A 22,564-nucleotide genomic window follows, 5' to 3' on the forward strand; every position below is an offset into this window, starting at 1 on the left:
AAAATGAAACGATGATCTTTTAGTAACCCTGCTCGAAATAACTTTCGAGAATAACGACGGCAGAGGCGGAGTCCACTTTGCCTTTATTCAACGCACGGTATCCACCCTGCTCAAACAGACCGGAGCGCGCCTCCACTGTGCTGAGGCGTTCATCGTGAAGTGTCACAGTTACGCCAAAACGACCGTGAATTCGGTTGGCGAACTTGCGTGCGCGTGCGGTAAGGGGTTGCTCAGTGCCATCCATATTCAGCGGCAGGCCGACAATGACCTCATCCGGCTGCCACTCTTTAAGCAGGCGCTCAATCAAACTCCAGTCCGGTGTGCCATCCTGCGCTTTGATGGCGGGCAGCGGTCTGGCTGTACCGGTAATGCGCTGACCAATAGCCACGCCAATACTTTTGGTACCAAAATCAAAGGAGAGTAATGTTTCGCTCATTATGCATGCCCTGCCACGCCAGGCATGGTCAGAATATCTATCCCGATAAGTTTCGCTGCATCGCGCCAGCGATCAGCAATCGGTGTTTTAAATAAAATGTTGAGATCGGCGGGGGCTGTGAGCCAGGCGTTATCCAGCAATTCTTGCTCCAGCTGACCTTTTTCCCAGGACGAATAACCTAGCGCGACCAGTACTTCGGAGGGTTGTTCCTGTGTACCTAAGGTTTCTAACACATCGCGGGAAGTCGTGATGATGGTGTTATCTGAAATAAGAATACTGGATGCGAAGCGCGAAGGCGGGGTATGCAGAATAAACCCACGATCTTCTGCCAGTGGGCCGCCAAGCATCACGGCTTTATCCAGACGAATAGCCGGGTCACGCGCCTCTGGTGTAATCTTCAGTTTTTCCAGTATCCCTTCAATCTGTAAATTTTCCAGGGGTTTATTGATAATAATCCCCATCGCGCCGTTTTCATTATGCTCACAAATGTACACCACGGAACGGCGGAAAATCGGATCCTGGAGAGCAGGCATGGCAATAAGAAAGTGATGCTGTAAATTCATTGTCAGAGGTTCTGTTTCCTGGTTCAAAAAAGCAACAGTGTGCAGTATGTGGGGAAAGCCCTTAATTGTCACTCATGTAAGGCGTCTTTTGCCGGAAAGTAGCGCTTTTCCGGTTTGTAGGAGGCGAAAAACGTAGGCCGGATAAGACGCTTTAGCGTCGTCATCCGGCATTAAACGCTTTATTTCTGCAGACGTGCCTCAATAGCATCCATCAACATACCGGTAATGGAAACCGGGAATTCTGCTTCAATCTCACGAATACAGGTCGGGCTGGTGACGTTAATTTCCGTCAGGCGATCGCCAATGATATCCAGACCCACAAAAATCAAGCCTTTGGCTTTCAGGGTGGGACCAATGCGACGCGCAATTTCCCAGTCGCTGTCGGTTAACGGACGAGGTTCGCCACGACCACCGGCGGCCAGATTGCCTCGGGTTTCTCCACCTTGTGGAATACGTGCGAGGCAATACGGAACGGGTTCGCCATCAACCACCAGCACGCGTTTGTCACCGTCTTTAATCGCCGGCAGGTAGTTCTGTGCCATACAGTAGCGGGTGCCGTGCTCGGTCAGCGTTTCAGCAATTACGCCCAGGTTCGGATCGCCTTCCTTCACGCGGAAGATAGACGCGCCGCCCATGCCGTCCAGCGGTTTAAGAATGATATCGCTGTGTTTCTGCCAGAAGGCTTTCAGTTGTGCTTTGTTGCGTGTGACCAACGTTTCCGGCGTCAGGTCGGCAAACCAGGCGGTGAACAGCTTTTCATTACAATCGCGCAGACTCTGCGGTTTGTTAACGATCAGTGTCCCTTTCTCTTCAGCGCGTTCCAGAATATAGGTCGCGTAGATAAACTCGGTATCAAACGGCGGATCCTTGCGCATCAGAATGACGTCCAGGTCTGCCAGCGGCAGATCCTGCTCGCTGTTGAACTCATACCATTTGTCGTAGTTCTGCTCTACGCTCAGGGTACGCGTACGGGCGCGGGCTTCACCGTTAATCAGATAAAGATCGGCCATCTCCATATAGTGAAGTTCGTAACCACGGCGTTGTGCTTCCAGCAGCATAGCGAAGCTGGAATCTTTCTTGATGTTGATGCTTGCGATGGGATCCATCACGATGCCGAGCTTGATCATTGTTCTTCTCCGTTAAAAGCCCAACCTCTTAGGCTATTTTTCTTGCCAGTTTAAACCTGGGCAGTGCTCGCAATCCTCACGTACTGCGTGTACGCTCCGGTTGCTGTGCGCTGTCCATGTTCAAACTAGCTGCGACAATTACGCCTAATAGGGCGGTCTTAGCCCAGATCACCAAAACGCACCTGTAGCGCGGTAATGGCGGTGAGCGCAGTTGTCTCAGTACGCAGAACGCGAGGTCCTAACAGGATATCAGTAAACTGATAACGTGCGGTCATGGCAATTTCATCTGCCGACAACCCACCTTCCGGGCCAATCAGCAACCGGATGCGCTCTACGGGTAGCGGCAGAGTGTTGATGCTCGCGCTGGCGCGAGGATGAAGGTTTAGCTTCAATCCCTCATCCTGTTCGGCGCACCAGGCTTCCAAATCCATCGCCGGGCGAATTTCAGGTACCCGGTTACGACCGCACTGTTCACAGGCAGCAATAGCTATTTTCTGCCACTGCTGGAGCTTCTTGTTCAGGCGTTCACTATCCAGTTTAACGCCGCAGCGCTCAGAAAAAAGTGGCGTAATGAGGCTTACACCCAGTTCAATCGATTTCTGGATAGTAAATTCCATCTTTTCGCCGCGAGACATAACTTGTCCAAGATGGATATGCAGCGGTGATTCACGATCGTCATGCTCAGCGCTAAGTACTTTCACATCCACACTTTTCTTGCTGGCATGGGTGATTTCGGCGTCAAATACTTGATTGCTACCGTCAAACAGTTGTAGCGCCTGGCCTGCGCCCATACGCAGCACGCGGCCGATATGGTTGGCGGCATCTTCACACAATGAAATTTGGCTGCCGGAAGAGAGTGGTTCAGGGTGATAAATGCGAGGAATGCGCATAGTTAACCATCCGCGTCATGGCCCTGAGCAACTTAAAGGTCAGGGCATGGGTTAAAAATATTGACGCTAGTGTAGGTTAGCTCTTTTGCGCCTGGCAAGCGCGTTGCACGTATGGGTTATGGTTACCCTGTACCTTAGCGATGCGTTCGTCGCGTTCACACTCCCAGTCCGTCACCGGATATTGCTTATTCCAGGCATTAAAAAGCTGGGTTTGCTGGCGGGAAAGCGTCAGATTGTACTGGTCGCGCATATAAAAATAGGTACGAGCAATGGCACCACGAGCGCGTGCAGGCGGCTCGGCCACTTTTTCTTTAAAGTCGACCTTCATGGCGCACTGTCCGTACTGACCTTCACCGCCGTTCCACTGGCTGTACATGAAGTTAGCTCGATCGCCATTCACTTCACCCACCGCCGGTTGCAGGTTATGCATATCGCTTTCCATTTTGCGATAGACCGGATCTTTGGCACAGTTTTTACGTCCGCCGTCTTGCCAGCACTGGCGCTGATGACCAAATTGCCAGGCTGGCACGACATGTTCCCATTCAATACGGCTGGCACGATTTTCATTTTTTCGCACTTTATAGCCGCAGGAGGCCAGGTCAACGACCCCTTTTTTTCCCTGCCAGTTAATTTTACATCCGCAGTAGAAATCGCCAGGCGCATCGGCGTTAACTTTTACTCCTGCCGTTTTCGCTTGTGAAAAACTGTTGATGCCTTCGGCTAAAACCGGACCAGATAGCGCTGTGGCCAGCAACGCCACGGCAAAAGAGAGATTACGGTACATCACGAACTCCGTGTCAAATCGAGCGCGCAACGTAGCGAAAGTTGTTCCTGTATGCAATCAGCAGGATCAGAAAAGTTCCTGATAATTCGCAGGATTATTCGGCAACCAACGGTTCACCGCAGTGGACGCAGCGATAAGTCGCTTCACCACGAACAACGCGATTGTGGCGACGGACAGTGAGCTGGTGCTCCTGGCACTTACAGTGGTAGGTATAAGTATTGCGTCGTACTGACTGAAGTTCGAACTGATGCGTGCGTCTGGCCGGTACGCCCAGCACATTCTCCATCATCCATTTCCACTCTTTACCGTGTGGCGGTACGCGGCCAAAGTATTTCCAGACCAGCAAATGCGCCAGTTCATGAGGAACGACCTCTTCAACGAACGCCTCGACGTTTTCCATCAACAGTACCGGGTTGAGGCGGATTTCATAGTTTTGCAGCCACGCCGTACCCGCTGCGGTGCCACGTTGTTGATAAACCAGCTTTGGTTCCGGGTAATTACGTTCCAGCTTTTGGTTTGCCTGGGCGAGTTTTTCCCGCAGGCTGCGCATTACGGCTTGCTGGATCGCGATGGGTAGACGGGAGGTTTTCATAACGCCAGAGGATAATGGGACAGGAAAAGGACTGCAAGAGGGAGGCTTCCCCCGGTGGGGGAGGAAGCCTCAGATGATTAGTCGTGTGCGCCGATTTCGCGCAGTTTACGGCCTTTCATCAGGTTACGTTCAATGTGTTCCAGAGAAACGTTTTTGGTTTCCGGAATCAGCCACAAGGTCAGGAAGATGAACAGGACGTTCAGACCACCGTAGACCCAGAAGGTATTGGCGCTTCCCAGCGAGTTCAGCATCGTCAGGAAGGTTGCGCCGACAATCATGTTGGCAATCCAGTTGGTTGCAGTAGAACAGGTAATCCCGAAATCGCGGCCTTTCAGCGGCTGAATTTCAGAACACAGTACCCAAATCAGCGGACCGGCACTCATTGCGAAGCCAACGATAAACATTAGCAACATCAACACTGCGAAGTACTGGGCAGCAGCAGAATGAATACCCACATGCATCATGGTACCCAGCACGCCCATACCAACGGCCATGACGATAAAGCCGAGGATCAACGTTGGTTTACGGCCCCAGCGATCAACCAGGCCAATGGCAATAAAGGTAGCCAGTACGTTGGTCAGGCCAACGATAACGGTGCCCCACATCTGCTCAGTGGTGTTGGTGTAACCCGCCAGTTCAAAGATTTTTGGCGCGTAGTACATGATGACGTTCATCCCGGTGAATTGCTGCATCACCTGTAACAGCACGCCGAGGAATACCGCGCGACGGAAGTTGCTGTTCTCTTTAAACAGAGCCCAGCCACTCTGTTTCACCTGCAGGCTTTCACGAATTTCATCCAGCTCGCGCTTGGCTTCTGCGCTGGTATCTCGCAGGCGCAACAGCACCCGTTCGGCATCAACAAAGCGACGTTTGGCGGCGAACCAGCGTGGACTGTCCGGCAGGAAGAACACGCCAACCAGTAGCAGCAGAGCAGGGATGATAATTACGCCCAGCATCCAGCGCCATGCACCGCTATAGCTAAATGCGGTATCGGACAGATAGGCGCCGAGGATCCCGATGGTGATCATCAACTGATACATGGAGATCATGCTGCCACGGATCTTTTCCGGCGCAATTTCGGACAGGTACAACGGTGCGGTGTAGGACGCGACGCCAACCGCCAGGCCCAGCAGTACGCGGGAGAGGAGCAGCACTTCAACATTCGGTGCGGCTGCGGAGAACAGCGACCCTGCGACAAACAGGATGGCGCCGATCATCAGGCTTTTTTTACGCCCCAGCTTGAAGGAGAGCCAGCCACTGCCGACAGCCCCTACGGCTGCACCAAACATCATGGAACTCACCACCCATTCCTGAGTGTGTGCGGAAATTTGAAACTCGTCGGTAATGAAAGGTAAAGCACCGGCAATAACACCGATATCCAGGCCAAAAAGTAATCCTGCCAGGGCTGCAAGAAAGCAGACAAAAAATGTCATGGCTTTGTTGGAACGCCCCTGTTTTTTATTGTCAGGCATGATGCCCTCCGGTTGGGTAGCTAGTTTTGTTGATGTTAAGGGTAGGTGAGTACGGAGTAAAAAAATGCGATTTTCATCACATTAGTGTAATCGCTTACACTAACATTCATATTGATTATGTATTATCTTATTGAAAATAAAGATTTTTAATAATGGTGTTTGGTGAGTGATTGCCTGGAATTAAGACGATGCTGAAAAAATATGTAACAGTATTGAAACTATAGAAATAAGGCAATGTGAATTCAGTGTGGGTTGATATCAACTGAATGTAATCGCTTTCATTTGTAGTGAAAGTCACGTGTAAAACGCATTGCCAGTGGGCTGAGTTGTGGGCGAGGCGAAGGCAAAAAAAAAGACCAGCCTTCAGGCTGGTCCTAATTTGCTGTCTGTTGCCGGTGAATTACTTCAGACCGGCAGCATCACGCAGCAGTTGCGCTTTGTCAGTTTTTTCCCATGGGAAATGTTCGCGACCAAAGTGACCGTAAGCGGCGGTTTCTTTGTAGATCGGGTGCAGCAGATCCAGCATCTGAATCAGGCCGTACGGACGCAGGTCGAAGAACTCACGAACCAGCAGGGTCAACTGTTCAGAAGGTACTTTTTCAGTACCGAAAGTTTCCACCATGATAGAGGTCGGTTCAGCTACGCCGATAGCGTAGGAAACCTGAATCTCACAACGGTCAGCCAGACCTGCGGCAACGATGTTTTTCGCTACATAGCGGGCAGCGTAGGCTGCGGAACGGTCAACTTTAGAAGGATCTTTACCAGAGAATGCACCGCCGCCGTGACGAGCCATGCCGCCGTAGGTATCAACGATGATTTTACGACCTGTCAGACCGCAGTCGCCCATCGGGCCGCCGATAACAAAACGACCAGTTGGGTTGATGAAGAATTTGGTCGAAGCAGTCAGCCACTCGGTCGGCAGTACTGGCTTGATGATCTCTTCCATCACCGCTTCTTGCAGTGATTTTTGATCGATGTCTTCTGAGTGCTGAGTAGACAGAACTACTGCATCAATACCGACAATTTTGCCATCGTCATACTGGAAAGTGACCTGGCTTTTTGCATCCGGGCGCAGCCAGGATAACGTGCCGTTTTTACGTACTTCAGCCTGACGCTGAACCAGACGGTGAGCATAGGTGATGGGAGCTGGCATCAGCACGTCGGTTTCATTGGTTGCATAACCAAACATCAGACCCTGGTCACCCGCGCCTTGCTCCAGTGGATCGGCACGATCAACACCCTGATTGATATCCGGGGACTGTTTACCGATAGCACTCAGGACAGCGCAAGAGTTAGCATCAAAGCCCATGTCGGAATGCACGTAGCCAATTTCGCGAACGGTGTTACGGGTGATCTCTTCGATATCTACCCATGCGCTGGTAGTGATCTCACCGCCAACTAAAACCATGCCGGTTTTGACGTAGGTTTCGCAGGCAACGCGTGCTTTCGGATCCTGCTCGAGGATTGCATCCAGAACAGCATCAGAAATTTGGTCAGCGATTTTGTCAGGATGCCCTTCTGATACGGACTCGGACGTAAAAAGGTGTTTTGCCATATTTAATTTCACCTAAGGAGAATTTGGTTAGCTCAAACTGTTGCGTGGAATAGTCATGTGTAGAAGATTCTACCATGAGTCTGCATATTACTGACACTGGCAGTCTGAGTGTTAATCGGTATAGATGGATTAACTTCTGGACGTCTATTTTAGGTTACTTCTCCGCACGATTTCCAGCTTTTTTTGAGTAAAGTCGTATTGCACTGAAAATGTAACTGGAAATTTTTCCTGACGGTGCTGGCAATGCGTGCATTTATCTTTTGCTTTTTCGCACTGTTGTCGGTATAAAACGCGGCGCGCGGCTCAAATATCCGTCATAGTTCAAGTTGCATATGCATTGGCTTCCTGCAACTCGAATTATTTAGGGTAGACAAAAAGCACACGACGTTTTCATCGTGTTGCCACTTCCAGCCGGGTTAAAACTTTAGCTTTGGCTTGTGGGTTCGTTCTTTATGGAGCGACCATGGAGGTGATACGAGATAATGAACCGTTGTATTCTGCTGAATCTGTCACACCGTTCTGGTGTACATATGTCCCCCGCAATCTGCATCTTGCATACCTGCCGATGTTATACCCATCTCGGCGCTTCTCAGGACTCCAGAGCCGGTAACGGCAACTAAGGACTGAACAAGGGCGCTCTTGTTAAAACAAGAGTTTTCTCGTGGTTTCGCCGAACCGTCATCTTTAAGTTCGGTTACGTGTTTACAATGAAATGAAAAAGAAACCGGTCGCACAGTCGGAGCGTCAGCACTATCTGCTGGAAAATCTGCCTGTTTATGGGTTGTTATCGCGTCTTCGGATTGCGATAGTAGTCAACTGTTTTACACTTGTTAATAAAATCTGAGGTTCGCTATGTCTGACGACATTTCTATGGGTTCGCCTTCGTCAGCAGGCGGACAGGGTGTACTACGCTCCATGCAGGAGGTTGCAATGAGTTCCCAGGAAGCCAGCAAGATGCTGCGTACTTACAATATTGCCTGGTGGGGTAATAACTACTATGACGTCAATGAGTTAGGACACATTAGCGTGTGCCCGGACCCTGACGTACCGGAAGCGCGCGTCGATCTCGCTAAACTGGTGAAAGCCCGTGAAGCGCAAGGCCAGCGCCTGCCTGCATTGTTCTGCTTCCCGCAGATCCTGCAACACCGTCTGCGTTCAATTAACGCCGCGTTTAAACGCGCGCGGGAATCTTACGGCTATAAAGGCGACTACTTCCTTGTTTACCCGATCAAGGTCAACCAACACCGCCGCGTGATTGAATCGCTGATCCATTCCGGTGAGCCACTGGGGCTGGAAGCGGGTTCGAAAGCCGAACTGATGGCTGTTCTGGCCCATGCGGGTATGACCCGTAGCGTTATCGTCTGTAACGGCTACAAAGACCGTGAATACATCCGTCTGGCACTGATTGGCGAGAAGATGGGCCACAAGGTCTATCTGGTCATCGAGAAGATGTCTGAAATCGCTATCGTGCTGGATGAAGCTGAGCGCCTGAATGTGATCCCGCGTCTGGGCGTGCGTGCGCGTCTGGCATCACAAGGTTCTGGCAAATGGCAGTCCTCCGGCGGCGAAAAATCCAAGTTCGGTCTGGCGGCAACGCAGGTTCTGCAACTGGTTGAAACGCTGCGTGAAGCAGGGCGTCTGGATAGCCTGCAGTTACTGCACTTCCACCTCGGTTCGCAGATGGCGAACATTCGCGATATCGCGACCGGCGTACGTGAATCTGCACGTTTCTACGTTGAACTGCACAAACTGGGTGTTGATATTCAGTGCTTCGATGTGGGCGGCGGTCTGGGCGTGGATTATGAAGGTACGCGCTCGCAGTCTGACTGCTCGGTCAACTATGGGTTGAACGAGTACGCCAACAATATCATCTGGGCGATTGGCGACGCCTGTGAAGAAAACGGATTGCCGCACCCGACGGTGATCACCGAGTCTGGCCGTGCGGTAACCGCGCATCATACCGTACTGGTGTCTAACATTATTGGTGTGGAGCGTAACGAATATACCGAGCCGACCGCACCGGTTGAAGATGCTCCACGTGCGTTGCAGAGTATGTGGGAAACCTGGCAGGAAATGCACGAACCAGGTACCCGTCGTTCGCTGCGTGAATGGCTGCACGACAGCCAGATGGATCTGCACGACATTCATGTTGGCTATTCATCCGGTACGTTCAGCCTGCAGGAGCGCGCCTGGGCGGAGCAACTGTATTTAAGCATGTGCCACGAGGTGCAAAAACAGTTAGATCCGCAAAACCGTGCGCACCGTCCAATCATTGATGAACTGCAAGAGCGTATGGCGGACAAAGTGTACGTCAACTTCTCACTGTTCCAGTCAATGCCGGATGCGTGGGGCATCGATCAACTGTTCCCGGTTTTGCCGCTGGAAGGGCTGGATCAAGTGCCTGAGCGTCGTGCGGTATTGCTGGATATCACCTGTGACTCTGACGGCGCTATCGACCACTACATCGATGGGGATGGTATTGCCACCACCATGCCGATGCCGGAGTACGATCCAGAGAACCCGCCGATGCTGGGCTTCTTTATGGTGGGTGCGTATCAGGAAATCCTCGGCAACATGCACAACCTGTTCGGTGATACCGAAGCGGTTGACGTGTTTGTCTTCCCGGACGGCAGCGTGGAAGTTGAGCTATCTGACGAAGGGGATACCGTGGCGGACATGCTGCAGTACGTACAGCTGGATCCAAATACTTTGCTGACGCACTTCCGTGACCAGGTCAAACAGACCGATCTGGATGATGCTCTGCAACAGCAGTTCCTCGAAGAGTTCGAGGCAGGTCTTTACGGATACACATACCTGGAAGACGAGTAAGGCTGTCCCGGTTCGCTTGAACCGGGACAAATTAACGGCGATAATTCGCCCATATAAGTAGCCACGTAAATCAATCCCTTCCTCGTCGGGCTTAACGACGCGGAGGGGATTTTTTTTCACCGATTTTAAAAGAGGTCAGTACATGAGCACCTTAGGTCATCAATACGACAACTCCCTGGTTTCTAACGCCTTTGGTTTTTTGCGTCTGCCAATGAATTTCATGCCATACGACAGCGACGCCGATTGGGTGATTACCGGCGTACCTTTTGATATGGCAACGTCCGGTCGTGCGGGTGGCCGCCATGGCCCGGCAGCGATCCGTCAGGTTTCCACCAACCTCGCCTGGGAACATAACCGCTTCCCGTGGAACTTCGATATGCGTGAGCGCCTGAACGTAGTGGACTGCGGCGATCTGGTTTATGCGTTCGGTGATGCTCGTGAAATGAGTGAAAAGCTGCAGGCGCATGCAGAGAAACTGCTTTCCGCGGGTAAACGTATGCTCTCCTTCGGCGGTGACCACTTCGTCACTCTGCCGCTGCTGCGCGCCCACGCTAAGCACTTCGGTAAAATGGCGCTGGTACATTTTGATGCTCACACCGATACCTACGCCAACGGCTGCGAATTCGATCATGGCACCATGTTCTATACCGCACCGAACGAAGGTCTGATCGATCCGAACCATTCTGTACAGATCGGGATCCGCACTGAGTTCGACAAAGACAACGGCTTTACCGTACTGGATGCCTGCCAGGTGAACGATCGTAGCGTTGATGACATCATTGCGCAGGTTAAGCAGATTGTGGGTGATATGCCGGTATACCTGACTTTTGATATCGACTGTCTTGATCCGGCGTTTGCTCCGGGAACCGGTACGCCGGTGATCGGCGGTTTGACCTCCGATCGTGCAATCAAGCTGGTGCGCGGTCTGAAGGATCTGAACATCGTTGGGATGGACGTCGTAGAAGTCGCTCCGGCCTATGACCAGTCCGAGATCACCGCGCTGGCGGCGGCTACGCTGGCTCTGGAAATGCTTTACATCCAGGCAGCGAAAAAGGGCGAGTAACCGGTATCGGACTATTTTGCTCGCCATTTTGAACCCGGGCAGTGCTCGCCATCCTCACGTACTGCGTGTACGCTCCGGTGGCTGTGCGCTGTCCGTGTCCAAACTGGCTTCGCCAATAACGTTCGATATCATCGCAGAATAGGGCTAAAACTATTTAATCCCATCTGCGCTCATGCGATCGCGAATATGTTGAGCTCGTTCTGCTGATGCCGGATGATCGTCAAACATCGTGCTTTGACGTCCTTCCTCCAGTTTCGCCAGCTTCTCAAAACTGGTTGCTAACCCTGCCGGACTGATGCCACGTTTGCGCAACAAATCATACGAGTAATCATCCGCTTCGGACTCCTGACGCTGGGAGAACTGTGAGTTCACCAGTTTTTCACCCAGATCGCCCAATTGTGATTGTGACAGGCTGCCGACGATCCCGCCTGCAGAGGCCGCCGCGGCACGTACGGCGTTGGTTCCCAGCGCAACCTGCATACCTTTTTTCACGTGACCCAGCGCGACGTGACCCATTTCGTGACCAATGACCGCCTCAACTTCATTATCGGTCATCATATCCATCAGACCGCTATAGACGCGGATACAGCCGTTTGCCATGGCAAAGGCGTTCACATCTTTCGCCATGTAGACTTTGTAGTTTACCGGCTGGCCGTTGATGTTATCGCCAAGCGCAGCGGAAATTTTACTTAAACGCGTCGCATATTCGCTGCCCGCCGGGGCGATGGTCGCTTTGCTGTCCATATCCTTACAGGCCTGATCGCTCAGCGCTTTAACCTGGGCATCGCTCAGGCTGTAGGCCTGAAAAGCCTCCGCACCTGAAGAAAGCAGTCCGTTGGAGTCCATATTCTGGCAACCGGTCAATGCCGTAGCCATGCTCATAGCAAGCAGTAAAGCGCGAATTTTCATTTTTTCTCTTCCGCACAAAGTCAGGATTATTCTAAAAAATGCGTGGTTTGCAGATAAACCGACGCTCGGCCTAAGTATAAAGAAAAGAACAATAAGCGTGCGAGAAGATTGCGCAACTTACGAGCATGATCCGGAGATTTCTGAAGCGGTAAAAGGATGCTCCATGTACATGACACGCGGCTTGGGTTACATTGTTGGCACTTTTTTCCGGCGTAGCCCAAAACGCGCTGTCGTCAAGTCGTTAAGGGTATGGCCTTCATTATCCGATCTGGAGTCAAAATGTCCTCACGTAAAGAGCTTGCCAATGCTATTCGTGCGCTGAGCATGGACGCAGTACAGAAAGCCAAATCCGGTCACCCGGGCGCCCCGATGGGGATGGCTGACATTGCCGAAGTCCTGTGGCGTGATTTCCTGAACCACAACCCGAATAACCCATCCTGGGCTGACCGTGACCGCTTCGTGCTGTCCAACGGCCACGGCTCTATGCTCATCTATAGCCTGCTGCACCTCACCGGCTACGATCTGCCGATGTCTGAACTGCAGAACTTCCGTCAGCTGCATTCAAAAACTCCGGGTCACCCGGAAGTGGGTTATACCGCGGGTGTGGAAACCACTACCGGTCCGCTGGGTCAGGGTATCGCTAACGCGGTTGGTATGGCTATCGCTGAAAAAACACTGGCGGCGCAGTTTAACCGTCCAGGCCACGACATCGTTGATCACTTCACCTACGCTTTCATGGGCGATGGCTGCATGATGGAAGGTATCTCTCACGAGGTATGCTCCCTGGCCGGTACGCTGAAACTGGGTAAACTGATTGCGTTCTACGACGACAACGGCATCTCCATCGACGGCCACGTTGAAGGCTGGTTCACTGATGATACCGCGAAGCGTTTCGAAGCTTACGGTTGGCACGTAGTTCGTGGCGTAGATGGTCACGATGCTGATGCGATTAAACGCGCAGTAGAAGAAGCCCGTGCAGTGACTGACAAACCGTCTCTGCTGATGTGCAAAACCATCATCGGCTTCGGTTCTCCAAACAAAGCAGGTACGCACGATTCTCACGGCGCACCGTTGGGCGACGCTGAAATCGCACTGACCCGTGAACAACTGGGCTGGAAATACGCGCCGTTCGAAATCCCGTCTGAAATCTATGCTCAGTGGGATGCGAAAGAAGCAGGCCAGGCAAAAGAAGCCGCATGGAACGAGAAGTTTGCTGCTTATGCGAAAGCCTTCCCTCAGGAAGCGGCTGAATTCACCCGTCGTATGAACGGTGAAATGCCGTCTGACTTCGATGCGAAAGCGAAAGAGTTCATTGCTAAACTGCAGGCTAACCCGGCGAAAATCGCCAGCCGCAAAGCATCGCAGAATGCAATCGAAGCGTTTGGTCCTTTGCTGCCGGAATTCCTCGGTGGTTCTGCTGACCTTGCGCCTTCCAACCTGACGCTGTGGTCTGGTTCTAAAGCGATTAACGAAGATGCCGCCGGTAACTACATCCATTACGGTGTACGTGAATTCGGTATGACCGCTATCGCGAACGGTATCTCTCTGCACGGTGGTTTCCTGCCGTACACCTCTACCTTCCTGATGTTCGTGGAATATGCCCGTAACGCGGTACGTATGGCTGCGCTGATGAAACAACGTCAGGTAATGGTCTATACCCACGACTCCATCGGCCTGGGTGAAGATGGCCCGACTCACCAGCCCGTAGAGCAGGTTGCTTCCCTGCGTGTTACCCCGAACATGAGCACATGGCGCCCATGTGACCAGGTTGAATCCGCAGTAGCGTGGAAATACGGCGTTGAGCGTCAGGATGGCCCGACCGCGCTGATCCTCTCCCGTCAGAACCTGGCGCAGCAGGAACGTACCGAAGAGCAACTGGCGAACATCGCTCGCGGTGGTTATGTACTGAAAGATTGTGCAGGTCAGCCGGAGCTGATCTTCATTGCTACCGGTTCTGAAGTTGAGCTGGCTGTTGCTGCGTGGGACAAACTGACCGCAGAAGGCGTGAAGGCGCGTGTGGTTTCCATGCCGTCCACTGACGCATTCGACAAACAGGACGCGGCTTACCGTGAATCTGTACTGCCGAAAGCCGTTTCTGCTCGCGTTGCTATCGAAGCGGGTATTGCGGACTACTGGTTCAAATACGTGGGCCTGAACGGTGCTATCGTCGGTATGACCACCTTTGGTGAGTCTGCTCCGGCAGAGTTGCTGTTTGAAGAGTTCGGCTTCACCGTAGACAACGTGGTCGCGAAAGCGAAAGCGCTGCTGTAATTCTGATTACAACGGTAAACGGGTCGCTCAGGCGGCCCGTTTTTTTTGCTCATCAGGGCAGTTCCGGGATTAATTGACCGGATTCAAGACGCACTACGCTGGCAAAATGGCGCTGTGTGAAGGCAGCGTCATGACTGATTGCGACAACGCTGGTTCCCCTCTTGCGGCATACTGAAAGCCAGTTTTCAAATATGCTCAGCCAGTGCGTATCAAAATCCCGGCTGGGTTCATCAAGCAGTAAAATGGAGGGGGCGAGGGCTCCCAGGCTGGCGACGGCGACCATACGTCGCTGCGCTGTGTGCAAATCCAGTGGATGTGCGTCGGCGACGTCCTCTAACCCGCATAATTGCAGTGCTGCTGTGGTGCGTTGCGCAATCTCCGTTGCAGGGCGCTTCTGTAACCGTAAGCCAAAGGCCACTTCTTCAGCTACCTTGCTGTGAAAAATTTGATTTTCTGCTTCCTGAAACAGTACCCCGAGAATTTTGGCTCGTTCACGGTTTTTTAGTTGCGCAATGGGCATGTTCTGCAGGGTAATCTCACCCGATGAGGGAGGCAAAAGCCCTGCCATTACACGCAGCAGCGTGGATTTGCCTGCACCATTATCGCCAGTTAGCGCCAGCCATTCACCTTCTCTAAGCACTAACGAAACATCGCGCAAACAGTCTTCATTAGCGTTTGGCCAGCGATAGGTGACCTGATTCAGCGTTAACATAAGGGGAATAAAGCTCCGTTGCGCAATTGCCAGGCCCGCTGGCACTGGCTCAGAAAAGGGGAGTGATTACGCTCGAAAAGTACGACCAATGAATGTTGTATCTGTGCCCATTGTTGCAAGCGCTCCAACAGCATGTCGGTGGCCTGTGACGTCAGACGACTGAAAGCCTCATCCAGTATTAATATCTTAGGTTGCATCGCGAGGGCGCTGGCAATGACAACCCGTTGAGTTTCGCCGCCTGAAAGCGTAGCTGGATGGCGATGACGCAGTGATTGACATTCAGTCAGCGTAAGTGCCTTGTCAATTCGGCGCATTATCTCCGCTTCGTCCAGGCTGAGGTTTTCCGGGCCGAATGCCACCTCCTCCTCTACGCTGAAAGTACACCCGGAAAGCTGTAAATAAGGCGATTGCTGCACAAGCTGGATGGTGCAGGATTGCTCCACGAGCGACACCTCCCCGACGGGATTACCCAGCAGTGTACCTTTGCCCTCAATTTCTCCGGGAAGAAAATCCGGGTACCAGCCCGCCATCAGCTGTGCCAGCGTACTTTTACCGCTGCCGTTATCCCCAAAAATCGCGATCATGCCAGGCGCTGAGTAGTGAAAGTCAAAGCAGGCTGGCGGACGCGTGGCGTGTGTTGGGATATAGCGAAACTGCTCTAGCGTAACCATATCCACACTCCTGCTTCTGTCAGCATGGCGAACACCATGGTGTACCGGGCGATGCACTGTAATGTACTGTCTTCTGGTGCCCAAAGCGTGGTTCGTCTGCGGTGCAGGCGAAATGCCCGCATGTCCAGCGCTGCGCCGCGTACAACCAGATCGTTTAGCGCATTATGTGTTAACGGCACAATAAGTGCAGGTATGGCACGCAAGCGCTGATACCAGCGCTCATCCAGCGGTACGCCGCGAGCACGTTGAGCCTCATGAATGATCGCCAACTGCCGTTTGAGCTGCTCGACGACCAGTAGCGGACCTGCGAACAGATAGGCGACGCCGGGGGGCAGGCGGGAGGCGAACAGGGCGCGAATAAACCGCGATACCGGTACGTACTGCATCCACATCTGTGACGTTGATACAATCGCCAGGATCCGTAGCCACAGCGTGACGGCTCCGGCCCAGCGTTCTGGCGTGCGTGGTTGACCGCTGATCCACTCCGTCAACCATCCTCCGTGTATCAGCCACAGCCCAAACCCTAAGGGGAGCATCAGCCAGACCACATATTTCGCCCGGGGGCGCGTTGCTTTTATGCTCAGCAAACAGAGAAACATCGCCAGGCTGTAAACGGTAAGCGGTATTCCTGCCGGTAGCAGTAACGTCGAGCAGGCGGCAAACGCCCATAAGGTCAACGAGGTAAACGGATGCATTTAACGCACTGCAGACATCGTTGGAAAATGACGCGTTGTGCGCAACGGAAGCTGACGCAACAGTATCCAGACGATCACCGCCGTCAGAATTTTATCGACCAGATTCGCACCGATGACGGTGATGGCAACGGACTCCACCAGGTTCTGACCGACGGAATGCATCCAGGCGACAAATAAATCGGCACCGCTGCCGGTGACACCACCAAAAAGAGTGGTGCGGATAGGTACGGCGACGATTGTGACGGCCAGGGTAATAATCACGCCACTGACCACCACTTTCGGTAAGGTACGGAACCATCCTGCCCGCGCCAGCCATCCGGCAACCAGTCCGATAACCATTGCTACGGGAGCAAAGGCTGCGGCGATAGGATCGGTCAATAAACCCCAGAGCAGATTGGTAAGTAATCCTGTCAGCATCCCTACAATCGGGCCTAACAGCACCGCGCTGATTAAGGTGCCAATGGAGTCGAGAAAAATAGGAAGTTTCAACATACTGATTAGCTGTCCTCCGACCATATTGATCGCTATAGCAATGACAATCAGTACCAGTGACTGGCTGGAAAATTGGCGACGCGCCATAAAAGACCTCTTTAAAGTGAAGCGTTAGCGGGATGAGATAACCAGTTCGTCATAGCCGGAAACAACGCAGGGCTGACGGCTAAAAGCCAGACTTGTCAGCTCGCCAATAACCAGTTCCAACGTGGTACGCACGGTGCAGCCAGCCATCATATGGCCTCCCAGCATCGCGCCTTGTGGGTCGGATACCGAGAGATGAAGGTGCTCTCCGGTGAGCTCAAGCGTACCGTTCAGGGAGATGACTTCCCATGTTCCGGTCACTAATGTAGTTTCTTCGCGCCCTGCATAGCGTAAGGCTATGTTGGTCAGACTCCCGGTACAACCGGCTATCCAGGCAGCCTGGAGCTGATGCTGTTGTACAAAAGCGTGCAGTTGGGCAAAAACTTCCTGACCGGGTAATAAACGCAGCGCGTGGAAGCGAGCTTCAGATGAGTGGGGGTAAAATGTGGCCATAGATTGGGGACTCCGAGACTCGGACGTAGCGCTGATAATATAGACGCAGGTAAGGGAGCTTTCTGATATAAATCAGGATTTGTGATACGGCAACGAAATTATCTTGCTACGCTTATTCACAATTCTGGGATATGGAATAAATTTAGCGATGAAGGGCTTTAAAATGTGACGTAAGTCAGATAACTGCGTTCTGTTGCTGGACAATCATTCCTTTTATTCCTTGTTTCGCTTATTCTAGCTGAAGCGTTTCAGTCGATTAAATGTTCGACAATTAATCAATCAGTCGCAGTTTGCGACAGGTAAGGTTTTCCTGAGCGGTTTGCTGCATTACTCTGTCAGCCACATCGTTTCTGAGAAATCCTTGCAGGAGACCTATGACCGTACGCGTAGCGATTAATGGTTTCGGTCGCATCGGACGTAACGTGGTTCGTGCTTTGTACGAATCCGGGCGTCGGGCGGAAATCACCGTGGTGGCAATCAACGAACTGGCGGATGCCGCTGGCATGGCGCATTTGTTGAAATATGACACCAGCCATGGACGTTTTGCCTGGGATGTTCGCCAGGAGCGTGACCAGCTCATTGTTGGCGACGACGCAATTCGCATCCTGCATGAGCGAACACTCGATGCGCTTCCATGGCGCGAACTGGGTGTTGACGTTGTGCTGGACTGTACGGGGGTCTTCGGTAGCCGCGAACACGGCGAGGCGCATATCGCCGCTGGCGCCAAAAAAGTGCTCTTTTCACATCCAGGTAGTCACGACATCGATGCAACCGTTGTGTTTGGCGTTAATCAGGAACAGCTGCGCGCTGAACACCGGATCGTTTCCAACGCCTCCTGCACCACGAATTGCATAATTCCCGTCATTAAATTGCTGGATGATGCTTACGGCATTGAGTCTGGTACTGTCACGACGATCCACTCTGCGATGCACGATCAACAGGTTATCGATGCCTACCATCCTGACCTGCGCCGCACGAGAGCAGCCAGCCAGTCGATTATTCCGGTCGATACCAAACTGGCAGCGGGTATCACGCGAATTTTCCCGCAATTTAACGATCGTTTTGAGGCGATTGCGGTACGTGTACCGACCATAAATGTGACGGCGATCGACTTAAGCGTGACGGTGAAAAAACCTGTAAAAGCCAGTGAAGTCAACCAGTTGCTGCAAAAAGCAGCACAAGGTGCATTTCATGGTATAGTTGACTATACGGAATTACCGTTGGTCTCTGTAGATTTTAACCACGACCCGCACAGCGCCATCGTTGATGGTACTCAAACGCGCGTAAGTGGCGCTCACCTGATCAAAACATTGGTCTGGTGCGATAATGAATGGGGCTTTGCTAATCGTATGCTCGACACAACGTTAGCTATGGCTGCTATTGGTTTCAGGTAAGGCGCGTGAGCGCTTGCAAAACTTTAAGAATCAACGAGAGGATTCACCATGTCTGTAATTAAGATGACCGATCTGGATCTTGCTGGTAAACGTGTTTTTATCCGTGCGGATCTGAACGTACCAGTTAAAGAAGGGAAAGTAACCAGCGACGCGCGTATCCGTGCTTCCCTGCCGACCATCGAACTGGCCCTGAAGCAGGGTGCAAAAGTGATGGTAACTTCCCACCTGGGTCGTCCTACCGAAGGCGAGTACAACGAAGAATTCTCTCTTCTGCCGGTTGTTAACTACCTGAAAGACAAACTGTCTAACCCGGTTCGCCTGGTGAAAGATTACCTGGACGGCGTTGATGTTGCTGCCGGTGAGCTGGTGGTTCTGGAAAACGTTCGCTTTAACAAAGGCGAGAAGAAAGATGACGAAGCACTGTCCAAAAAATACGCTGCACTGTGTGACGTATTCGTAATGGATGCTTTCGGTACTGCTCACCGTGCTCAGGCTTCTACTCATGGTATCGCGAAATTCGCTGACGTAGCATGTGCTGGCCCGCTGCTGGCTGCTGAGCTTGATGCGCTGGGTAAAGCTCTGAAAGAACCTGCTCGCCCGATGGTTGCCATCGTCGGTGGTTCTAAAGTTTCTACCAAACTGACCGTTCTGGATTCCCTGTCTAAAATCGCTGACCAGCTGATCGTGGGTGGTGGTATCGCCAACACCTTCGTTGCCGCGCAGGGTCACAGCGTGGGTAAATCCCTGTACGAAGCAGACCTGGTTGATGAAGCTAAACGCCTGCTGACTATCTGTGATATTCCGGTTCCGGCTGACGTTCGTGTTGCGACCGAGTTTTCTGAAACCGCACCTGCTACGCTGAAATCCGTTAACGACGTGAAAGAAGACGAGCAGATCCTGGATATCGGTGACGCATCTGCACAGCAACTGGCTGAAATCCTGAAGAATGCAAAAACCATTCTGTGGAACGGTCCGGTAGGTGTGTTCGAATTCCCGAATTTCCGCAAAGGGACTGAAATTGTGGCTAACGCCATCGCAGACAGCGAAGCGTTCTCTATCGCAGGCGGCGGCGATACTCTGGCAGCTATCGACCTGTTCGGCATCGCTGACAAAATCTCCTACATCTCCACTGGTGGCGGCGCATTCCTCGAATTCGTGGAAGGTAAAGTACTGCCAGCAGTAGCAATGCTCGAAGAGCGTGCTAAAAAGTAAGACACTAATGGGCAGGGATAACCTGCCCAATTTTTAGCGCGCTTTTAGAGCGCGCCCCCTTTCCAAGGCCGAAGATACAGGACTCGCAACATGTCTAAAATTTTTGATTTCGTAAAACCGGGCGTAATCACTGGTGATGACGTACAGAAAGTTTTCCAGGTAGCAAAAGAAAACAACTTTGCTCTGCCAGCCGTTAACTGCGTAGGTACCGACTCCATCAACGCCGTTCTGGAAACCGCTGCAAAAGTTAAAGCGCCGGTAATCGTACAGTTCTCCAACGGTGGTGCTTCTTTCATCGCCGGTAAAGGTGTGAAGTCTGACGTTCCTCAGGGTGCTGCAATCCTGGGTGCTATCTCTGGCGCGCATCACGTTCACCAGATGGCTGAACACTACGGTGTTCCGGTTATCCTGCACACTGACCACTGCGCGAAGAAACTGCTGCCGTGGATCGACGGTCTGCTGGACGCGGGTGAAAAACACTTTGCTGCAACCGGTAAACCACTGTTCTCTTCTCACATGATCGACCTGTCTGAAGAGTCTCTGGAAGAGAACATCGAAATCTGCTCCAAATACCTGGCGCGTATGTCCAAAATGGGCATGACCCTGGAAATCGAACTGGGTTGCACCGGTGGTGAAGAAGACGGCGTGGACAACAGCCACATGGACGCTTCTGCACTGTATACCCAGCCGGAAGACGTTGATTACGCGTACACCGAGCTGAGCAAAATCAGCCCGCGTTTCACCATCGCGGCTTCTTTCGGTAACGTACATGGCGTGTACAAGCCGGGTAACGTGGTTCTGACCCCGACTATCCTGCGCGACTCTCAGGACTATGTTTCTAAGAAACATAACCTGCCGCACAACAGCCTGAACTTCGTATTCCACGGTGGTTCCGGTTCGACTGCTCAGGAAATCAAAGACTCCGTAAGCTACGGCGTAGTGAAAATGAACATCGATACCGATACCCAATGGGCTACCTGGGAAGGTGTTCTGAACTACTACAAAGCGAACGAAGCTTACCTGCAGGGCCAGCTGGGCAACCCGAAAGGCGAAGATCAGCCGAACAAAAAATACTACGATCCGCGCGTATGGCTGCGTGCTGGTCAGGCAACGATGATCACCCGTCTGGAACAGGCTTTCAAAGAACTGAACGCGGTTGACGTTCTGTAATTGACCCCTGCTCAACGTGACATGAGGCCCGCAAACGCGGGCCTTTTTTATGATTACAATATGCTGACGACAAAAATTTTGTGATCAATTTGGCAACAATGACGTTTTTTGTTTAACCTTGTCTGATTGCCAGCTCCTGTGGGGCGGCTTTAGTTCTCCCAATTGGGTAAGCATAAAAGGAATATTGAATGGAAGATTTGAATGTTGTCGACAGCATAAATGGTGCGGGCACCTGGCTGGTACGTAACCAGGCTCTGCTGCTGAGTTATGCCGTTAACATCGTTGCGGCTATCGCTATTATCATCATCGGGATGATTGTGGCGCGTGTTGTCTCTAACACCATTAACCGTGTGATGGTTGCGCGTCAAATTGATGCGACCGTTGCTGACTTCCTCTCTGCACTGGTGCGCTACGGTATTATTGCATTCACGCTGATCGCCGCTCTGGGGCGCGTTGGAGTGCAAACGGCCTCGGTGATTGCTGTTCTCGGTGCCGCGGGTTTAGCCGTAGGTCTGGCCTTGCAAGGTTCACTGTCTAACCTTGCCGCTGGTGTGTTGTTGGTGATGTTCCGTCCTTTTCGCGCTGGTGAGTATGTTGATCTCGGCGGTGTCGCCGGAACCGTGCTCAACGTGCAGATTTTCTCAACCACCATGCGTACCTTAGACGGCAAGATTGTTGTTATCCCGAACGGTAAGATTATCGCCGGGAATATCATTAACTTCTCACGTGAACCGGTTCGCCGTAACGAATTTATCATTGGCGTGGCGTATGACTCTGATATTGATCAGGTGAAAAAAATCCTTACCGATATCATCCAGTCTGACGATCGTATCCTGAAAGATCGCGAAATGACGGTGCGCCTGAATGAACTGGGTGCGTCCTCCATTAACTTTGTGGTGCGTGTCTGGAGCAATAGCAGCGATCTGCAAAGCGTCTACTGGGATGTGCTGGAGCGCATCAAGCGCGAATTTGATGCCAATGGTATCAGTTTCCCGTATCCGCAGATGGACGTGAATTTCAAGCGTGTTAAAGAGAACGCAGCAGAGTAATCAGTGCAAGGCCGGTTTGCCGGCCTTTCTTTAAATTATCGTTATTAGCTGATCTTATCACCAATTAAAATTATCAATTTCCGCTAATGATATTCCCGCGCTATAGTCTGCTCCTAAGAGAAACAGTTCGGGATGATTAAC

23 protein-coding genes are annotated in these 22,564 nt (G+C 52.1%); 9 read left to right on the forward strand and 14 right to left on the reverse strand.

Annotated elements, in window-relative coordinates; all coding sequences use genetic code 11:
* Positions 1-19: 19 nt before the first annotated feature.
* From ruvX to metK, 8 genes are all read right to left on the reverse strand, one after another.
* Entirely contained in the window at positions 20-436 is a 417-nt protein-coding gene (gene ruvX, locus OGY01_RS15245) for a Holliday junction resolvase RuvX (RefSeq protein ID WP_045447381.1), read from the reverse strand.
* Complete coding sequence (locus OGY01_RS15250) at positions 436-999, reverse strand: YqgE/AlgH family protein (protein ID WP_045447378.1); 564 nt, start codon at positions 997-999, stop codon at positions 436-438. Before OGY01_RS15250 ends, ruvX begins: the two co-directional genes overlap by 1 nt.
* 179 nt (positions 1,000-1,178) lie before the next feature.
* Positions 1,179-2,126, reverse strand: a complete 948-nt coding sequence (gene gshB, locus OGY01_RS15255; RefSeq protein WP_045447375.1) for a glutathione synthase — start codon at positions 2,124-2,126, stop codon at positions 1,179-1,181.
* A 158-nt stretch (positions 2,127-2,284) separates the two neighbouring features.
* Positions 2,285-3,016 carry a 16S rRNA (uracil(1498)-N(3))-methyltransferase gene (rsmE, locus tag OGY01_RS15260; RefSeq protein WP_045447373.1) on the reverse strand — a complete coding sequence of 244 codons (732 nt, stop codon included), beginning with the start codon at positions 3,014-3,016 and terminating at the stop codon, positions 2,285-2,287.
* A gap of 76 nt (positions 3,017-3,092) precedes the next feature.
* Positions 3,093-3,800 (reverse strand): deoxyribonuclease I, encoded by a 708-nt coding sequence (gene endA / locus OGY01_RS15265; RefSeq protein WP_225761466.1) that lies wholly within the window; start codon positions 3,798-3,800, stop codon positions 3,093-3,095.
* A 94-nt stretch (positions 3,801-3,894) separates the two neighbouring features.
* Positions 3,895-4,392 carry a SprT family zinc-dependent metalloprotease gene (locus OGY01_RS15270; RefSeq protein ID WP_045447367.1) on the reverse strand — a complete coding sequence of 166 codons (498 nt, stop codon included), beginning with the start codon at positions 4,390-4,392 and terminating at the stop codon, positions 3,895-3,897.
* Positions 4,393-4,469: 77 nt separating this feature from the next.
* Positions 4,470-5,864 (reverse strand): galactose/proton symporter, encoded by a 1,395-nt coding sequence (galP, locus tag OGY01_RS15275; RefSeq protein WP_045447364.1) that lies wholly within the window; start codon positions 5,862-5,864, stop codon positions 4,470-4,472.
* A gap of 400 nt (positions 5,865-6,264) precedes the next feature.
* Positions 6,265-7,419: a methionine adenosyltransferase gene (gene metK / locus OGY01_RS15280; protein WP_020996311.1), complete on the reverse strand. Its 1,155-nt coding sequence runs from the start codon at positions 7,417-7,419 to the stop codon at positions 6,265-6,267.
* A gap of 482 nt (positions 7,420-7,901) precedes the next feature.
* Here metK and yqgG point away from each other — a divergent pair, with 482 nt between their 5' ends.
* The 4 genes from yqgG to speB all read left to right on the forward strand — a co-directional run bounded on the left by yqgG (position 7,902) and on the right by speB (position 11,311).
* Positions 7,902-8,039, forward strand: a complete 138-nt coding sequence (gene yqgG / locus OGY01_RS15285; RefSeq protein WP_269429419.1) for a small protein YqgG — start codon at positions 7,902-7,904, stop codon at positions 8,037-8,039.
* A gap of 92 nt (positions 8,040-8,131) precedes the next feature.
* A complete protein-coding gene (gene yqgB / locus OGY01_RS15290) occupies positions 8,132-8,263 on the forward strand; it encodes an acid stress response protein YqgB (protein WP_071829029.1) in 132 nt (43 codons plus the stop codon).
* Positions 8,264-8,271: 8 nt separating this feature from the next.
* Entirely contained in the window at positions 8,272-10,248 is a 1,977-nt protein-coding gene (speA, locus tag OGY01_RS15295) for a biosynthetic arginine decarboxylase (RefSeq protein WP_071829027.1), read from the forward strand.
* Positions 10,249-10,390: 142 nt separating this feature from the next.
* Positions 10,391-11,311 carry an agmatinase gene (speB, locus tag OGY01_RS15300; RefSeq protein ID WP_003027056.1) on the forward strand — a complete coding sequence of 307 codons (921 nt, stop codon included), beginning with the start codon at positions 10,391-10,393 and terminating at the stop codon, positions 11,309-11,311.
* Between the two features lie 150 nt (positions 11,312-11,461).
* Here speB and loiP read toward each other — a convergent pair whose 3' ends face one another.
* Positions 11,462-12,220 carry a metalloprotease LoiP gene (gene loiP, locus OGY01_RS15305; protein ID WP_045447355.1) on the reverse strand — a complete coding sequence of 253 codons (759 nt, stop codon included), beginning with the start codon at positions 12,218-12,220 and terminating at the stop codon, positions 11,462-11,464.
* A 279-nt stretch (positions 12,221-12,499) separates the two neighbouring features.
* On the opposite strand from loiP, the gene tkt reads away from it, so the two are divergent.
* Complete coding sequence (tkt, locus tag OGY01_RS15310; protein WP_048220580.1) at positions 12,500-14,491, forward strand: transketolase; 1,992 nt, start codon at positions 12,500-12,502, stop codon at positions 14,489-14,491.
* Between the two features lie 52 nt (positions 14,492-14,543).
* Here the strand turns inward: tkt and OGY01_RS15315 are convergent, their stop codons facing one another.
* From OGY01_RS15315 to OGY01_RS15335, 5 genes are read right to left on the reverse strand one after another with little or no spacing between them, the layout of a single operon-like run.
* Positions 14,544-15,203 carry an ABC transporter ATP-binding protein gene (locus tag OGY01_RS15315; protein WP_286493302.1) on the reverse strand — a complete coding sequence of 220 codons (660 nt, stop codon included), beginning with the start codon at positions 15,201-15,203 and terminating at the stop codon, positions 14,544-14,546.
* On the reverse strand, positions 15,197-15,874 hold the full coding sequence (locus OGY01_RS15320; protein ID WP_045447349.1) for an ABC transporter ATP-binding protein: 678 nt from the start codon (positions 15,872-15,874) through the stop codon (positions 15,197-15,199). Before OGY01_RS15320 ends, OGY01_RS15315 begins: the two co-directional genes overlap by 7 nt.
* Positions 15,862-16,569, reverse strand: coding sequence for an energy-coupling factor transporter transmembrane component T (locus OGY01_RS15325; RefSeq protein ID WP_284096787.1), 708 nt, complete (start codon positions 16,567-16,569; stop codon positions 15,862-15,864). Before OGY01_RS15325 ends, OGY01_RS15320 begins: the two co-directional genes overlap by 13 nt.
* Positions 16,570-17,148, reverse strand: a complete 579-nt coding sequence (locus OGY01_RS15330) for an ECF transporter S component (protein ID WP_045447343.1) — start codon at positions 17,146-17,148, stop codon at positions 16,570-16,572. It lies immediately after the preceding gene.
* A gap of 24 nt (positions 17,149-17,172) precedes the next feature.
* Positions 17,173-17,598, reverse strand: coding sequence for a PPC domain-containing DNA-binding protein (locus OGY01_RS15335; RefSeq protein ID WP_286493303.1), 426 nt, complete (start codon positions 17,596-17,598; stop codon positions 17,173-17,175).
* A gap of 374 nt (positions 17,599-17,972) precedes the next feature.
* Between OGY01_RS15335 and epd the strand changes: the two genes are divergently transcribed.
* From epd to OGY01_RS15355, 4 genes are all read left to right on the forward strand, one after another.
* Positions 17,973-18,992 carry an erythrose-4-phosphate dehydrogenase gene (gene epd / locus OGY01_RS15340; protein WP_045447338.1) on the forward strand — a complete coding sequence of 340 codons (1,020 nt, stop codon included), beginning with the start codon at positions 17,973-17,975 and terminating at the stop codon, positions 18,990-18,992.
* Positions 18,993-19,040: 48 nt separating this feature from the next.
* Positions 19,041-20,204 carry a phosphoglycerate kinase gene (pgk, locus tag OGY01_RS15345; RefSeq protein WP_045447335.1) on the forward strand — a complete coding sequence of 388 codons (1,164 nt, stop codon included), beginning with the start codon at positions 19,041-19,043 and terminating at the stop codon, positions 20,202-20,204.
* Between the two features lie 90 nt (positions 20,205-20,294).
* Complete coding sequence (gene fbaA / locus OGY01_RS15350; RefSeq protein WP_003027029.1) at positions 20,295-21,374, forward strand: class II fructose-bisphosphate aldolase; 1,080 nt, start codon at positions 20,295-20,297, stop codon at positions 21,372-21,374.
* Positions 21,375-21,562: 188 nt separating this feature from the next.
* The gene (locus tag OGY01_RS15355; protein WP_200041824.1) at positions 21,563-22,423 is read left to right on the forward strand and encodes a small-conductance mechanosensitive channel MscS; all 861 of its coding nucleotides are present in this window, start codon (positions 21,563-21,565) and stop codon (positions 22,421-22,423) included.
* Positions 22,424-22,564 lie beyond the last annotated feature (141 nt).

This window comes from Citrobacter sp. Cm038, assembly GCF_030333105.1.
In the GTDB taxonomy this organism is placed as follows: domain Bacteria; phylum Pseudomonadota; class Gammaproteobacteria; order Enterobacterales; family Enterobacteriaceae; genus Citrobacter; species Citrobacter murliniae.